We start from the raw sequence: 15,433 nt of genomic DNA on the forward strand, positions 1-15,433 counted from the left end.
CTCCATATTTCTTAAAAATTATCTCTCTCAAAAACATATATCTCTTTATTCTGAAATCAAATTATTGTATTTTTTGTTTATTCTCTTCTTTTGAATTATGTCTAGATCAAACTATAAATATTCTTTTTTAATCCTTATTCTACTCTACCAAATACCGTCATTAGCTCAAACAGGTAGGTATTGGAGTAATAGCTTTAATACAGATGCAAGTTTACTATCTGGTGCGGTGGTAGGTGGTGGTAGTGGAATTGCAGCTATCTTTTATAACCCTGCCCAAGTTGCAGATATTGACTATCAAAAATTCTCTATTACAGCAAATATTTTTAGTACTTATATATATAACTATAGCGATGCTTTAGGAAGTGGTAATAGTTACAGTGATTGGAATTTTAAAGTACAGCCTCGATTTGTTGCTTTTTTACTTAGACCCAAAAATTGGGATAAAACAAGTATAGAATTAGCAAGTTTTACTAGAGATAATGCCAATACAGAATTAAGATCAAGAACTACTCATCAGTTAGATATATTAAGTGCAACACCTGGCATAGATGAATATATAGGAGATTTTTACTATAGATTAGACTATGAAGATTATTGGTTAGGTGCAAGTATCGCTAAAAAAATGTCAGATAAATTCAGTTTAGGTATAAGTGCATTCCATTCTTATGTATCTATGAATTATACCTACGATATAGAAGCTAATGCCTATAACCTAAATCAAAGTAAGCAAATTGATAATGAAGATTTCTATGTAGCTAATTTCAAAAATACACAAAGTATAAAAGGATATACTTCTAGAATAATTTTAAAAATAGGACTTAAATATTCTCTAAAAAATCTAGATCTAGGTCTTGCTGTAACTACACCTACAATGGCTTATGCAGGAGAATCTGAAATATACAGAGAGGTTGCTGTTAATAATGTTAGTGTAAATAGTACTACTCCATTACCTAATATGTTGGTTACTGAGTTTCAGGACGAACTAGTAACTAATTTTAAAGAACCTTTTTCTGTAGCTGTAGGCGGAACCTATTATAGAGAGAAATCTTCTTTCTATTTTACAGCAGAATATTTTGCTGCGATAAAGAAATATAATCAGATAACAGATAGACCTCCAGGACCTGAAGTAACAAACAATTTAATAGGAATTAGAACAGAAAATTGGTTAAATAATACAACAAGTAAAGATCAAGTAACCAATGTTGCTATTGGTTGGAGAAATAGAGTTAGCAAAAATGTAGAAATTATAAGTGGTTTTAGAACTGATTTTACTTATGATGAATATGATGGGGGAAGTGATAACCTATATCCATCAGAAATTACAATATTTTCTTTAGATCAATATCACGTAACTGCTGGTGCTCAATTTAGGGTATTGAAAACTGATATTATTGCAGGATTGCAATATTCTATATCTTATAAAGATAACTTACCTCAGATCGCTAATTTTGATAATCCCATTGAGTTTTCTGCAAAAGACCGTGTAGTATTACAAGGATATAGAAATAATACAATGAGTATAAATGAAAATACATTAAGTTTATTCCTTGGTTTCACTTACAATATTGGAGAGGATAACTAATGAATTTACGAAAATGGTTTACTAATTTTTTTACATCTGCAAACAAACAAAATATAGATTTTTGGGACGGTGCTACCTCTATCATAAATATTAAAGCTCGTTTTATATCCTTACAACAAGGATATATAGAGATGCACGCTTTAAAGCATTTAAAAAAAGAGCAAGATGTTATAAAGTTAGAAAACGTTCAAGGTTATTATTCTTTTAATGGTCATAACTCTTGGGCGACTACTAGTACTTATACTGGAAATCTAAAAATAGAGCATTTAAAAGATAATAAATACGATTGTACCTGGGAAATGGGTATTGGTAATCAGACACAAAAGGGAAATGGTTTTCTTTTTGAAGACTTATTATGTATTAATTTCACTTATAAAGATAAAGACAGTTTATTTAAAGGAATTACTATCTATAAATTTATTAATCAAACAGAAGCTAAAGGTTTTTGGATTGAAGAGGGAATTTATGAAGTTGGGTTTGAAGAAATAAGTTTAAAGAATAAAGGGTTTATATGAATAGTAGACAAATATATGAGAAGTTATTAGCTGATAAGAGTACTGCTAAAAACTATGCGAAGTACAATCAACTTTCAGAATATCAAAAAAAATGCTTGTACAACTCTAATTATTGGAGGGTACAAACAGGAGAAGAACCTATTTCAGTTCCAGAAAGTGATACCTCATATTGGGAAGATATTGAGAAAAATTTGGAGAAATGTCACAATGAAAGTTAACTTACAGATAACAATTAAACACAAATAACAATTAAACTATGAGTATCGAGCCAAATGATATCATTAATAGTAATATCAAAAAGAAAATTTTTGGAGGTTACGACACTAAAGATGTGACTAGACTATTACATACTGTAGCACAAGAAATTTCTGCATTAAGAGATCAAAATACTTTACTATTAGACCAACTTTCAGAACAAAGACAAAGAGTTAATCAATTTGAACGTTTAGAAACCAAAATGATTGACAGTATCAATAGTGCTGAAAAGGCAAAAAGAGTTGCTTTAAAAGATGTACAGGTACAATCTGACGCAATGATTGAATCTGCAAAAATGAAAGCTAATTTTATTATACAAGAAGCTGAATCTAAAGCTCAAAAAGCAATGGAAGAAGTTCATTTACGTTACCAAGCTGAAATGAACAAATTAAGAAAAGATACTTCTCTTATTAAAAGAGATTATAATGCTATTGACAGCTATTCTGATAAGCTATTAAATGCTTTAAGTGAAATGGCTGAAAAGACCTTATCAGAAGCAAGAAGGTTAAAAGCAATAAAAGATGTTGCCCATAGCGACCAAACTGCTTTGAAAATACAAAGAGAAAAGGTTGACAGATTAAATAAGGAGATGCCAAAGAACAATTCTGTATCTTCTAACTTTTTTGAAGAATTAAATATTTGATTAATGGAACATACTATTGCATTAGAGGGCATGGAATTTTTTGCCTACCATGGCTATTTTAAAGAAGAGCAGAAAATTGGAAATAAATATGGTGTTGATCTTATTGTTGCGACAAACTTTGAAAAAGCTGCATTAACAGATGATCTTGATGGCACAATTAATTATATGGAATTATATGAAATAGTAAAACAACGAATGGCTATCTCTACAAAATTACTAGAGCATATTGGGCAAAATATAGTTGATGATATTTATAAAAAATGGGAAAAATCTACAAATGAGGTTTCTGTAACAATTAAGAAATTTAACCCCCCAATTGGAGGTATTTGTACAGCTTCTAGTATAACGATTAAACAGTAGCCGTTTCTGATGCTATACTATCCATTAAACTTAAGAAATAAGGCATACTTACTAATACTTCCATATTTTCACCAAGCTTAAAATCATTACCAACAACCTGTCTACCTGTAATCATTATTTTTGAATCGGGAAATGATGAACTGATTTGATCTAGGTATTTTTGCACATCATTTATCTGTGTTAATGACGTCATTACTGTCAACAAATATTCTGATTTACATCCTTTATATACATCTTTAATTTCGTGAAGTGGTAATGATTGCCCAAGGTATATAACCTTAAAACCACGTGCTCTTATTACATAAGAAGCGAATAGTAAAGATATTTCGTGCAATTCTCCTTCTGGTAAAAAAAGCATAAAAGAAGGCTTATCAGGAACATTAGATGTTACTTGTGCATCAATTGCTACAATTAACTTTTGGCGAATTAGGTTCGATATAAAATGTTCTTGTGCAGGAGAAACTGCACCTGTTAACCATAGCACCCCAATACGCATCATAAATGGTAAAATAATATTCACCATAGATCCTTCAAAACCCTTTTTTAATATATTAGATGATATGATCTTCTCGAAATGAGCCTCATCAAATTCGAGCATGCACATTGTCAATGCACTAATCTGATCTTGATAATTGTCGTTAACATCAAGTACTTTATAAACTTCTTGATTTATTTCTTCAGGTGTAAATTTTGCAATCTTTGAGATTTTAAACCCGTTATTATTTAGTAGTGACACATTCAACATGTGCTTCAAATCGTCATCTGTATAGTACCTAATATTGGTATCAGATCTTTTGGGTGTTATTATTTCGTATCTCTGTTCCCAAATACGAACCGTATGTGCTTTTACACCAGTTAGGTGTTCCAAGTCTTTTATTGAATAATTACTCATGTTTTTTCTGCAACTAATTTATTATATCTTTAACAAGCTTTACAATATAATTGTTTTACTAGTTGAAGGATTTAGATACAAAATACAATATTTTTAATGTCTTTGGCAAAGGGGAAGACTTACTTATTTGTATCCATGGTTATGGACAGACATATAAGGTATTTACTACTCTACCAAATATTCTAAAGAATACTATTATTCTGACTATCAACTTACCTCATCATCCTTTTAAGGGTAAATTAGATGATTTAGACTCAGAAATTTATTTTAAAGAAATGAAAATTTTCATTGAAAAGTTTACTTCTGAAAAAAAAATAAAAAGTTGGTCTATTTGTGGATATTCTATTGGTGCTAGGGTTGCATGTTACCTCTATTTACATTATCCGACAAAATGTAGAGAATTACATCTTGTTGCCCCAGATGGTGTAGGAAATAATTTTATATTTCCATTTGCTACATCCAAATTAATACAACCAGTATTTAAATTAATAATGACCAATACTGTAAAGGTCAGTAAATTAATATCAGTAGCAAAGTTTTTAAATTTAATTTCTGTAAAGCAAGAACACTTTATTAAATTAAATTTAGCTAATAAGCTATATTCTACTAGAGTTGCAAAAACATGGATAGCAATTTCTCAAACCAAGTTTTCAAAAACAGATTTGATCAAAAAAGCAATTAATTCTGATACTTGCCTAATTCTTTTCTTAGGAAAACATGATGCTATCATTCTAAAAAAAGACTTAAAGAGTTTTATCCATCAACTTCCAGAAGATTCCGTTATCTACTTAGAAGCAGACCATAATAGAGTATTATTTAAATATTTTGAATGGTTGAAAACAAAAAAAACCTCTCAAGATGCTTCTTAAGAGGTTTCTAAAATAGTTTTTTTTAAAAAAAACTATGCTTCTTTTGTCGTTTCAGGTACTTCTACAAGACCTTTACGTTGAAGAAGTTTAATCATAAAACCTTTTTGTACTTCTGTAGTGAAGATAGAATAAGGTAAGTACAATGGCATACCTAATTTCTGAGCAAAAAACTTCTGAAGTTTATTAGCATCAACGTTATCATTACCTAACATTAAAACAAAAGCATCGTCAGTCATTTTTGCACTTTTAACCATCTCCCATTTTACAGGCATACCTTCTTTAGCGTTACGCTTCATCATAATGAATCTGCTATCAATCTCATAAGAAAGTTTCTCGAAGAACATTTTACTTTGCTCCATCTGAGTAGCTCCCATAAATTGTGCCCACCAAAATAAAATATAAAGTACAGATAATAATACACCTACACCAACCATCCACCATAGTGAACTTGGCCATATTAATGAAGGTATAATAACAATAGCAGCTGGAATAAACCAAAACCACCATAATTCTTTCATTACCCCAATCAAACCTAATTTTACATATTGGTTCGATTCTAATTGATATTTTTTTGTCTTGATTGTCATCTTAATAATACATTTATACAGCCTTTAGACTGATATCTTTACTTAGACTAGAATGAGTTAAAGCTCCTAAAGAAATAAAGTCAACTCCTGTTTCTGCTACTTCAGCAACATTACTTTCTGTTATTCCTCCAGATGCTTCTGTTTCACATTGTCCTCCAACAATACGAACGGCTTCTTTCATTGTTGCAATATCCATATTATCTAACATGATAACATCTACTTTTGCAGCTAATGCCTCTTTCACTTCATCAAGGTTTCTAGTTTCGACCTCAATACGTAGTGATTTATTATTTTCTGATAGATATTGTTTTGTATCACTTACAGCTTTAGTAATTCCTCCAGCATAATCTATATGATTATCTTTTAGCATAACCATATCATACAAACCAAATCTATGATTTTTTCCTCCACCCAAGAAAACTGCCCATTTTTCCATTAACCTGAAATTTGGAGTAGTTTTACGAGTATCTAAAATCTTAGTCTTTGAGTTTTCAATAAGTTTTACTACACGGTGTGTATGAGATGCTATTCCACTCATACGTTGTGCACAATTTAGAGCAAGGCGTTCTGCCATTAAAATAGCTTGAGCTTTACCTTTGATAGTCATTACAATGTCGCCATAATTTAGACTATCGCCTTCATTAGCAAAACATTTAATTTCCATATCAGGGTCTAAAGTTAAGAAAATGCGTTTTGCCATTTCTATACCAGCAATAACCCCTTGATCTTTAAAAATCATTTTTGCAGATTCTACTGCATCTTTTGGCACAGCAGAGAGCGTGGAATGATCGCCATCTTCGATATCTTCTTTTAATGCACTCTTAATAAATGCATTAATAGCTTCTTCTGTTAAGTACTTTGGTTTCACGGACGCAAAAATAAACAAATGATGTTACTGTTCCACTTTATTTGTTATTGATCTCAAAAAAAATTAAAAATATGAGATCAGTTGTTTGTTAACTTTAATCAATTGTAGTGAGAACAATAAAAAAAGCCATGCAATGCATCGCTTTAAAATAAAAAAGGGTCGGTTGGAATTTCTCCATTTATAACAGGTTTAGGCTTCCCGATTATATGTCGACCTTCCACTGTTAACATTCAAAAGAATGACTTTACCAAAATAAAGTTGAGGCCTGCTCTTCAAAAATCAGTACACCTTATATGAGTTCACGTTGAAAAATCCAAATGTTACCGACCCATGTACAAATGTCATCAAAAACAGTTAAAAACACAACTTTATTAAGAATATTTACACGACAAAATCAATTGATTTATTACACTATAATCGGCATTGTTATTCTAAATGTCGTTCCCTCTCCTGGTATAGATTCTAAAACTATTATTTTTCCTTTATGATAATCTTCTACAATTCGTTTTACTAATGTAAGACCTAAGCCCCACCCTCTTTTCTTTGTTGTATACCCAGGGTTAAATACTTTGTTCAGTTTATTCTTAGGAATTCCCTTACCCGTATCTTTAACATCTATCGTTACAGAAGTCTTATGTTGAGTTAGTTCCATAGTAATATCTAACCTACCAACACCGTTCATTGCATCTACAGCATTTCTACATAAGTTCTCTACAACCCACTCAAATAATGGCAAACTAATATTAATATCTGCTTGCCCTTCTAGATTATAATGAACATTCATACTCACTTTTGCAGAGATACGTTTAGACATATATTCTACAGCTCCACGAACAGAAGATTCTAAATTTGCAGGTTTCAATACTGGTTCAGACCCAATATTAGAAAACCTTGCAGTTATCATTTCTAGTCTCGTAATATCTTTCTGCAACTCTTCTATTATGGATTGATCAAAATCCTCATCAGTTTTAAAATATTCAATCCATGCAACTAAAGAAGATATTGGTGTACCTAATTGATGTGCTGTTTCTTTGGCTAACCCTGCCCATACTTGATTCTGTTCAGCTCTTCTTGATGTAGAGAATACTAAATATGCTGCTAATGCTAAGATTGCTAAAACAGAAAGTTGAATCATTGGTGCAAAACGTAAATTACGTACCAATTTAGAATCTGCATAATAGATGTATTGCTCTTCTCCGTCTGTAAAATCAATTTTTATTGGAGCATAATTCTTTTTCATTTCTTGAACTTCCTTTTTAAGGTAATCCATTCGCTGAACGTAATTAAGATCAGAAGGCAATTCAATATTTTTAGAACTGATAGGCTCTCCTTTATCATCAGTGAGTACAACAGGAATTAGATCATTCCCTTTAATAACTTCCATTAAAAGGAAAGTAACATCAGCATTATCTTCCGTTCCCATTGTAGCTAATTTAGCCTGAACTTTAGCAAAGAAATCTATTTGATCATATTCTCTTTGTCTTAATTCATCAACAAGAAGTTCCGTATAAATTAAAGAAGTGATACCGATTACTAAACCCATTAAGATTACGATAATCTTTAGACTATATCGGTTTGAATATATTTTTCCTTTCACAATTAGAAGAGTTAGTGAAATTTAATTTTAATAAGCTGCCTCTTAATTTATGGCTTTTCTACAATAGCAGATTGAATTACTGTAGATTTTGTAGGGTAATATTCTAAATATTTATTAGGAACAGTTCCAAAAGATACTTCGATTAAGTCGTTAATCTGATTTATTACATTTTCTGGGTTAGGCGTAAAAAGCTCACCCATTGTTATTTCAGAATATACTTCTAAATACGGCCCTTGTTTGTATACCTTATAATTATGTTGACTTGCTGCTTTTTTATTAGAAAGCGCTCCAACAATTGCTTTAATAGGTTTTTCTGTATTTGGGTTTTGAAAAAAAAGAACAGCCAATTTACCTGATAGTTTACCTTTTTCTAATTCTTTTGAAATAGAATCGTACAAACTAATAAATGCCTGTGAATCAGCTTTGCCTTCGTATTCTATTCCTACTAATTCCCATCCATCAGATTCTCTTTGATCAATTTTCACTTCAGAATAAACACCAGTCATGATACTTATTATACCAATCGATATAAAACCAAATAAGGTTATTACCCAAAATCGAGTACTTTTTAAAAAATCCATTCTTACTTTTTTACTATTAATCTCTTAATTTGAAGTCGAATTATATATACAAACCTACTAAAGTTCAATTTACCTTCAACTTTTTTATTAAAAATATTACACCTGTTAGAAAATTGTTTTTTTATTTCTTTCTTATTAAGGCAATTGTCATTCTAGAAATACAAAGTAAATTATCTTCATCATCATAGATTTTAATCTCCCATACATGAGATTTCTTACCTATATGAATAGGTTTTGCAAAACCTGTTACTATACCGTTTCTAGCACTTTTTATATGGTTAGCATTGATTTCTTGACCTACAGGTACTGTTTCTCTATCAATTGCATGTGTTAATGCTCCTACGCTTCCTAACGTTTCTGCTAACACCATAGATGCACCCCCATGTAACAATCCCATTGGTTGTTTTGTTCTTTGATCTACAGGCATTGTGGCTACAATTAATCCATCTTCTACACTGATAAATTCAATATCTAAATGCCCTAACATGTTATCCCTGAGGTCATTTAAAGATTTTTTTGTAATTTTACTGTTAAACATACATTCTTATTATTTGTTTTATATACTAAAGCACTTACTATTACGTAGTGTTAATTAGGCAATTATAACAATTGCACACAAAATTCATTTATGTTTCACCTCTAAATCATTAAGAAAATGATTTTATTATTTAAAAATTATGAACGCAAAACACATTTACATAATCAGACATGGAGAAACTGATTTTAATAAAAAAGGATTCGTCCAAGGAAGTAGTATAGATTCAAACCTTAATGGTTTAGGAAAACTACAAGCAAATGCATTTTTCTCTAAATACAATCACATTGCCTTTGATAAAATTTATACTTCTAAATTAAAACGTACCCATCAAACGGTTCAACCTTTTGTAGCTTCAGGAATTCCAATCGACACCCATTATGGCTTAAATGAAATTAGCTGGGGAGAAAAAGAAGGAAGAGAATTAACTGAGCAAGACGAAATAAATTACATTAAACTATTATCTGAATGGAATAATGGAAATTATGATTATAAATTAGAAGGAGCAGAATCTCCTCAAGAAGTTGTTAAACGTCAGAAAGAAGCATTCGAATTAATTCTTCAACAATCTGATGAAAAAAACATACTCATTTGTACTCATGGTAGAGCTATGAAAATCTTAATTTCTACGCTTATGGATGAACCTTTATGTAAGATGAATCAGTACGAACATTCTAATCTAGCTTTATATCATATTATTTATCAGAATAATCGATTTAGGATTGTTCAAGCCAATGATATTAGACATCTAAATCATATCACTAAAAAGGCACATGCATATTAATTTTTCACCTCAACCATTAATCTTTTTGATTAATAAAGGGAGTTCTGACATACTTTGAATTACGTGTTTTACACCAATTTCTTTCAAAGTATGTTCGTGCCCTTTTTTTATGTGCGATGCTCCCGTAAAACCAATTACATACATCCCTGCCGCAACAGCAGACTTTGCTCCACTTGCACTATCTTCAATTACAATTACCTTAGACGGTTTTACATTAAGTACTTTTGCTGTATGTAAATATATATCAGGAGCAGGTTTAGGATTCAAAACATCTTCCACACCAGAAAACACCCTATCACTAAACAAACCTCTCATCCCTGTAAACTCTATAGCATGGTTTATTTGTTCTTTATAACTATTAGAAATTATTGCTTTCGGTAAATCAATTAGTTCATAAGCAGCTTTTGTTCCTTCAATTGCTTTTTCTTCCTGGGCTGCTGCTTTTTTGTATAATGATGTGATATCATTTACATAATTATCAGGTAACTCAAAGTTGTATTTTTTTGCTAAACCTGTCATTATACCTGAAAACGTTTGCCCGGAAAAGTTAATCAAATACTCATCTAAAGTGATGGGAACGTTATAAGATTGTATGTATTTTACCATTACTCTAGCTGCGATAATCTCACTATCTATGATTACACCATCACAATCGGAGAATAAATATTCAAATTTCATTATTTATCTATTTAAGCTGATCTTTCTTTTAAAGGGGCAAACATCACATACAGGAATGCACAGAAACAGGCAAAACCTGACGCCATAAATGCCCATCCTATTCTCTCGTCAACATTATCGTATAGAAGACCTGATAGAAACGCCCCCATTCCTATACCAATTTCTAAAGCAATATACATGGTAGCAATTGCTCTTCCTCTATGTAAGGAATTACTCCTATCAATTGTCCAAGCATATATAGTAGGCGAGTTTGTACCTATTCCTAAACCTAGTAAAATTGCAGCAGCATATAATTCAAAAGCGGAAGATGCTACTCCAACCCAACACAATGAAATGACTAATAATATTGTTGATAATTTTAGAACAGGTAATCTTCCATATTTATCAGAAAGTTTACCCGCTAACACTCTTACTAACATTGATGCTCCTGTAAAAAACATAAAGAACATTCCTTTATTTTCTATACCAAGTGATTTACTTAAATCTGGAATTAATGTTAGAATAACTCCATAAGAGGTTGTACAAAGCAACATTACTATTGCAGGAGGTAATGCATTTACATCAATAATTTCATTTTTACGAATTCTAAAATGCTCCAATTTTAATTTTTCTGGGTGCTCTAAAGTTTCTTTCATACCCGAAAGAATTAATATTGACAATAATGAAACTGCCGAAGAACAATAGAACATTGTATTTATATCAGTTTCCATAGTTAACCAACTACCTAAAATTGGCCCAACACCAATTCCAGTACTTGAACAAAAACCTAAAATACCCATTGCTTCTCCTCTTCTATTAGCAGGAACAATATCTGCCAAGAAAGCAGAAGTACCTGTTGGTTTAAAACCTGTAGAAAAACCATGAAAAAACCGAAGTAATAAAAAGCCAGCAACAGTACCTACAATTGGATAAAAAAGTGTACAAACACAGCTTACTACTACTCCAACAACCATTACAGGTACACGCCCAACTCTATCTGTTAATTTACCACTAAATGGCCTAGACAAACCTGCTGTCAATGTAAATAAGGCTATAATCAATCCCTTATAATCTCCTCCTCCCAATGATGTTAAGTAATCTGGAAGTTCTGGGATTATCATATTAAAGCTCGTGAAAAATAATAACGAACTCGTACATAACAACCAAAATTGTAATGTGTATATATTTTCTTTTTTCTGATCTGTCAAATTCTTTATCTTTTGGATGTTTCTTAAAGTAAAGGTGATGATTAAATTTATAGGATTCTTAGATTCTAAGAACAATTGAACAAAAAAAAGAGATGTACCCATAAGTAGAATACATCTCTTTCCTGCAAAAATTTGATTTATCCTAAGATATCATTCAATATACCAGCTAAACGAATTCCTGCATACTCAATTCTTTCTTCTACAGTTTTATAATTATCATATAAATATCTGTATCCAAGTTTACCATCTCCTACGTCATACAGGTTAGTACATAAAGCATAAGATTCTTGCATCATGTCTACAGTTGTAGCACTCTGAATTACCTTAACTTCCTCTGGAGTTGCATGATCTACATATTTAGCTATTTCAGAATAACTTAACCCTTTAGATCCCAACATTTCAGAATCCCAAACTCTATGAATGTTTGAAGGGTTACCAAACCAAGTAACTTTTACTTTATTACCACCCCAATCACTAGCATGACCTACATGAAAAGGTTGGTGTAAATCTCCTACTAAATGAGTTAAAATTTTAACTGCTTGAGCTTTTTGTCTTTTTGATGAAGAGGGATCTTTCAATACACTCTTCATTTCTTCAATTGTTTTTATGATATCTCCTTTAGGGTTTCTCTCTAAAGTTTCAAAAGTTTGGCCTTCATCAATGTTAATAAAATGCCAAGTATACATAAAACTATATTTATTATCCGATTTAATATCGTCCATCCAAGTAGACACCATTGGCAAATAAGCCGAATCTCCTAAAATAGCCTGTAATTGCTTTTTTGCTTTCTTTGTTAAATGATTATCAGCGACTTCGGCTACAGCTCTATGACCAGTATGCCCCCAAGCCAAAACATCTTGATTTAAGAAAGTAACAAAGACTATAAGTAAACTTAAAAATAATTTGAATTGATCCTTCATCTTTTAATGATTGGTTAAATTTTTGTGTCTAACGAACTGCAAGTTAAATTGTAGTACATAGGTATCAAAAATTATCTTGATAGATTATAATTTAACGTACTGATATTGACATACATTTAATCTTAGTTGTCTAATCTATAGAATACAACTATTTTTTATTTAAAAACAATCATGAAAAAAATCTTAACTCTTTTAATCGGTCTATTTTTAATTGGTGCTACTGCAAATGCACAAGATGGCTTATTTAGCCTTGGTGTAAAAGGTGGTATTGGTGCATCTAGTTATGACTTAAGTGGTCCTGTTACTGGATGGACAACAGAAGGATCAGCCTCATGGCATGTAGGTGGTATGTTTAGAACAAACATTCCTGTATTACCAATTTATGCTCAAATTGAAGCTTTATACTCTAGAGTTGGAGGTACTATCTCATATCAAGGTGTTTCAGATGAGGCATATATTAACAGATTTGATGTTCCGATCCTAGTTGGTCTTAAATTTGGTCTTTTAGGTATCAGTGCTCGTGCATTTGGTGGTGCTGTTGCTCAATCAAACTTCCCTGAAGATGCAGGAGACTTAGAGTATGAAAACTTTACTTGGGGATGGCAAGCAGGTTTAGGTGCAGATATCAAAAAATTAACTGTTGATGTTAAATATGAAAGTGGTTCAGATTTGATTACACAACAAACTAATGCTCCATCAATTAAATCAACTCAATGGATTTTAAGTGTTGGTTATTTCTTCGGAGGAAACTAAAAATACGAATCTAGTATAAAATAAAAGCCATTCAATTTAAAATTGAATGGCTTTTATTTTTTATTGATATCTAGGAGTTTTCGGACAATTAACCCGAATCAGATGATAACTTAAAGTCACACCCAAAAAATAATAATTATCTCTCCAAGATTCATCAACAAATAAACCTGCTACGCTTTCAGTACTTCTATATACTCCATCAGTTTTATCTGTCCATAATGGCTTAGTGATACTAAACTCCATACCTATATCTAAATAAGTGCTTATTCTTTTCTTAAAACCCATACCTACAGGCATTGTTACTGCTATTGCCGTATCGCTATAAGATTCTCCTGTAGCTGGATTTGAAACTTTATTTATAAATGTCCCAACACCTAATTGTAAAAAGAAATAAGGTGTAAAGTTATCTTTATGACGTTTGTCTTCTCGAAACTGCAAGAAGTTATATTCAAAACCTGTAGATGCATTCCCCATGTGAATTTCTGTTTTGTATTCAGGAAGGTTATCTTGAATACTACCCACTCCTTGGTACCAACCGTAATCAATGTCTGTTCTCCACAGTAAATACGATTTCATTTTATATTTAGCAAAGAGTTTTGCTCCAACTCGGTAATCCACAGGGTTTGGAAATGTAGATAAATCACCTGCATATCCTGTAGCACCTAAAGCACCTCCATAAACCCAATATTTACTTTGTGCGTTAGTCTTATTTATTGTGCAAAAAAATAGTATTAAAAATACTGTTGCAACTGAAAAAAAATGCTTCATCATACTTTATTTATTATGGGTACAAAAGTATTCAATTTATTAGTACAAAAAAGTCCGAACAGTGTACTGCACGGACTTTTAAGTATTAAAAACTTTATCGTTAACGGAATTTAGGCATTTTAATAGTACCTCCCAATATATAATTAAGTGAAAAACCTAATGTCATAAATGCGTCATTCAACTGACTTGATGTACTTCCGTTAATCTCGTTATTTATACCATCCACCATGTCACTTCCTGCGTAATTCACAGTAGCTTCAAAAGCAATATCCATGTGTGTAGATAGTTTATATCTTACTCCAAGAGCAACAGGAATTACATATGTAACTTCTGTATTTTTTTGTTCTCCCGAAATTATTTCTCCTTGGTAATTAGGGTCAGGTTTCTGTGAAACTGTAGATGCAACAAACATTCCCCCTATTCCAAGACCAATATATGGAATAGGAATTTTAGGTCTTCTATAATATACACCTGCATTGGGAAATAAATCAATAATTCCCATCACATTAATTTGAGTGGCATAAGTGAAGAATTCTAAACCTCTATCTGCATTACGCCCTGCATCTGCATCGCTTCCTGAGAAAAAGTTATTATTCAAAGATACTCTACCAGAAATTCTGGGTAAATACCTTCTTTGTACAAAACCTCCAAACTGTACTAAAGTGTTAGACCAATCAATACTACCTTTGTTAGGTGTTGGTGATAAGTCTCCCATAAAGTTTGAAGAGGTTATCATACCTCCAAAACTCCAATATTTCTTTTTTGATGTGAATCGTGCTCTTCCTCTAACTCCTTGTGCAGAAACTTCAGAAAAAGCGAAAAACATTAACACTAAAAATAAAACAGCTTGAAATGAAGTCTTTATTTTCATTATAAAATTTTTTATAAGTAGACTCAAATTGTTAGTAGGAGCCAAAAAATGTCATTTTAAAGAGTAATTACAATTACCTATTATACTCATACACGTATTATGCCAAATTCATGAAAATCATGTACATAATTAATGAAGAGAAATAGTTAATTGTAGAATACAGCAAAACAATACAAAGCCAAATATAT

At 31.3% G+C, this 15,433-nt stretch carries 19 protein-coding genes; 8 read left to right on the forward strand and 11 right to left on the reverse strand.

Features of this window, described 5'->3' with window-relative positions:
- The first annotated feature begins 97 nt into the window (after positions 1–97).
- From EI427_RS12310 to folB, 5 genes are read left to right on the forward strand one after another with little or no spacing between them, the layout of a single operon-like run.
- Positions 98–1,582, forward strand: coding sequence for a hypothetical protein (locus tag EI427_RS12310; RefSeq protein WP_126615053.1), 1,485 nt, complete (start codon positions 98–100; stop codon positions 1,580–1,582).
- A complete protein-coding gene (locus tag EI427_RS12315) occupies positions 1,582–2,097 on the forward strand; it encodes a hypothetical protein (RefSeq protein ID WP_126615055.1) in 516 nt (171 codons plus the stop codon). Before EI427_RS12310 ends, EI427_RS12315 begins: the two co-directional genes overlap by 1 nt.
- Positions 2,094–2,315 carry a hypothetical protein gene (locus EI427_RS12320; RefSeq protein WP_126615057.1) on the forward strand — a complete coding sequence of 74 codons (222 nt, stop codon included), beginning with the start codon at positions 2,094–2,096 and terminating at the stop codon, positions 2,313–2,315. Before EI427_RS12315 ends, EI427_RS12320 begins: the two co-directional genes overlap by 4 nt.
- 38 nt (positions 2,316–2,353) lie before the next feature.
- A complete protein-coding gene (locus tag EI427_RS12325) occupies positions 2,354–2,995 on the forward strand; it encodes a DivIVA domain-containing protein (RefSeq protein ID WP_126615059.1) in 642 nt (213 codons plus the stop codon).
- A 3-nt stretch (positions 2,996–2,998) separates the two neighbouring features.
- Positions 2,999–3,355, forward strand: a complete 357-nt coding sequence (gene folB / locus EI427_RS12330; protein WP_126615061.1) for a dihydroneopterin aldolase — start codon at positions 2,999–3,001, stop codon at positions 3,353–3,355.
- On the opposite strand, the gene EI427_RS12335 is transcribed toward folB, so the two are convergent.
- A complete protein-coding gene (locus EI427_RS12335) occupies positions 3,345–4,247 on the reverse strand; it encodes a MerR family transcriptional regulator (RefSeq protein ID WP_126615063.1) in 903 nt (300 codons plus the stop codon). The genes folB and EI427_RS12335 overlap by 11 nt on opposite strands.
- Before the next feature lie 62 nt (positions 4,248–4,309).
- On the opposite strand from EI427_RS12335, the gene EI427_RS12340 reads away from it, so the two are divergent.
- Positions 4,310–5,116 (forward strand): alpha/beta fold hydrolase, encoded by an 807-nt coding sequence (locus EI427_RS12340; RefSeq protein ID WP_126615065.1) that lies wholly within the window; start codon positions 4,310–4,312, stop codon positions 5,114–5,116.
- A 32-nt stretch (positions 5,117–5,148) separates the two neighbouring features.
- On the opposite strand, the gene EI427_RS12345 is transcribed toward EI427_RS12340, so the two are convergent.
- The 5 genes from EI427_RS12345 to EI427_RS12365 all read right to left on the reverse strand — a co-directional run bounded on the left by EI427_RS12345 (position 5,149) and on the right by EI427_RS12365 (position 9,287).
- Positions 5,149–5,703 (reverse strand): hypothetical protein, encoded by a 555-nt coding sequence (locus EI427_RS12345; RefSeq protein ID WP_126615067.1) that lies wholly within the window; start codon positions 5,701–5,703, stop codon positions 5,149–5,151.
- Positions 5,704–5,716: 13 nt separating this feature from the next.
- On the reverse strand, positions 5,717–6,571 hold the full coding sequence (gene nadC / locus EI427_RS12350) for a carboxylating nicotinate-nucleotide diphosphorylase (RefSeq protein ID WP_126615069.1): 855 nt from the start codon (positions 6,569–6,571) through the stop codon (positions 5,717–5,719).
- A 406-nt stretch (positions 6,572–6,977) separates the two neighbouring features.
- Positions 6,978–8,114, reverse strand: a complete 1,137-nt coding sequence (locus EI427_RS12355) for a sensor histidine kinase (protein WP_126615071.1) — start codon at positions 8,112–8,114, stop codon at positions 6,978–6,980.
- A 101-nt stretch (positions 8,115–8,215) separates the two neighbouring features.
- Positions 8,216–8,749: a hypothetical protein gene (locus tag EI427_RS12360; RefSeq protein WP_126615073.1), complete on the reverse strand. Its 534-nt coding sequence runs from the start codon at positions 8,747–8,749 to the stop codon at positions 8,216–8,218.
- Between the two features lie 121 nt (positions 8,750–8,870).
- Positions 8,871–9,287, reverse strand: coding sequence for a hotdog fold thioesterase (locus tag EI427_RS12365; RefSeq protein ID WP_126615075.1), 417 nt, complete (start codon positions 9,285–9,287; stop codon positions 8,871–8,873).
- A gap of 139 nt (positions 9,288–9,426) precedes the next feature.
- Between EI427_RS12365 and EI427_RS12370 the strand changes: the two genes are divergently transcribed.
- Positions 9,427–10,068 carry a histidine phosphatase family protein gene (locus tag EI427_RS12370; protein WP_126615078.1) on the forward strand — a complete coding sequence of 214 codons (642 nt, stop codon included), beginning with the start codon at positions 9,427–9,429 and terminating at the stop codon, positions 10,066–10,068.
- Positions 10,069–10,077: 9 nt separating this feature from the next.
- Here EI427_RS12370 and EI427_RS12375 read toward each other — a convergent pair whose 3' ends face one another.
- The 3 genes from EI427_RS12375 to EI427_RS12385 all read right to left on the reverse strand — a co-directional run bounded on the left by EI427_RS12375 (position 10,078) and on the right by EI427_RS12385 (position 12,853).
- Positions 10,078–10,746 carry an HAD family hydrolase gene (locus EI427_RS12375; protein WP_126615080.1) on the reverse strand — a complete coding sequence of 223 codons (669 nt, stop codon included), beginning with the start codon at positions 10,744–10,746 and terminating at the stop codon, positions 10,078–10,080.
- An 11-nt stretch (positions 10,747–10,757) separates the two neighbouring features.
- Entirely contained in the window at positions 10,758–11,933 is a 1,176-nt protein-coding gene (locus EI427_RS12380; RefSeq protein WP_262708862.1) for an MFS transporter, read from the reverse strand.
- A 137-nt stretch (positions 11,934–12,070) separates the two neighbouring features.
- Positions 12,071–12,853, reverse strand: coding sequence for a S1/P1 nuclease (locus tag EI427_RS12385; RefSeq protein ID WP_126615084.1), 783 nt, complete (start codon positions 12,851–12,853; stop codon positions 12,071–12,073).
- Positions 12,854–13,024: 171 nt separating this feature from the next.
- Here EI427_RS12385 and EI427_RS12390 point away from each other — a divergent pair, with 171 nt between their 5' ends.
- On the forward strand, positions 13,025–13,606 hold the full coding sequence (locus EI427_RS12390) for an outer membrane beta-barrel protein (protein ID WP_126615086.1): 582 nt from the start codon (positions 13,025–13,027) through the stop codon (positions 13,604–13,606).
- A gap of 60 nt (positions 13,607–13,666) precedes the next feature.
- Here EI427_RS12390 and EI427_RS12395 read toward each other — a convergent pair whose 3' ends face one another.
- On the reverse strand, positions 13,667–14,377 hold the full coding sequence (locus EI427_RS12395) for a DUF6089 family protein (protein WP_126615088.1): 711 nt from the start codon (positions 14,375–14,377) through the stop codon (positions 13,667–13,669).
- Positions 14,378–14,474: 97 nt separating this feature from the next.
- Entirely contained in the window at positions 14,475–15,245 is a 771-nt protein-coding gene (locus EI427_RS12400; protein ID WP_126615090.1) for a DUF6089 family protein, read from the reverse strand.
- Positions 15,246–15,433: the final 188 nt, after the last annotated feature.

The sequence above is a fragment of the Flammeovirga pectinis genome, from assembly GCF_003970675.1.
Classification (GTDB): Bacteria; Bacteroidota; Bacteroidia; order Cytophagales; family Flammeovirgaceae; genus Flammeovirga; species Flammeovirga pectinis.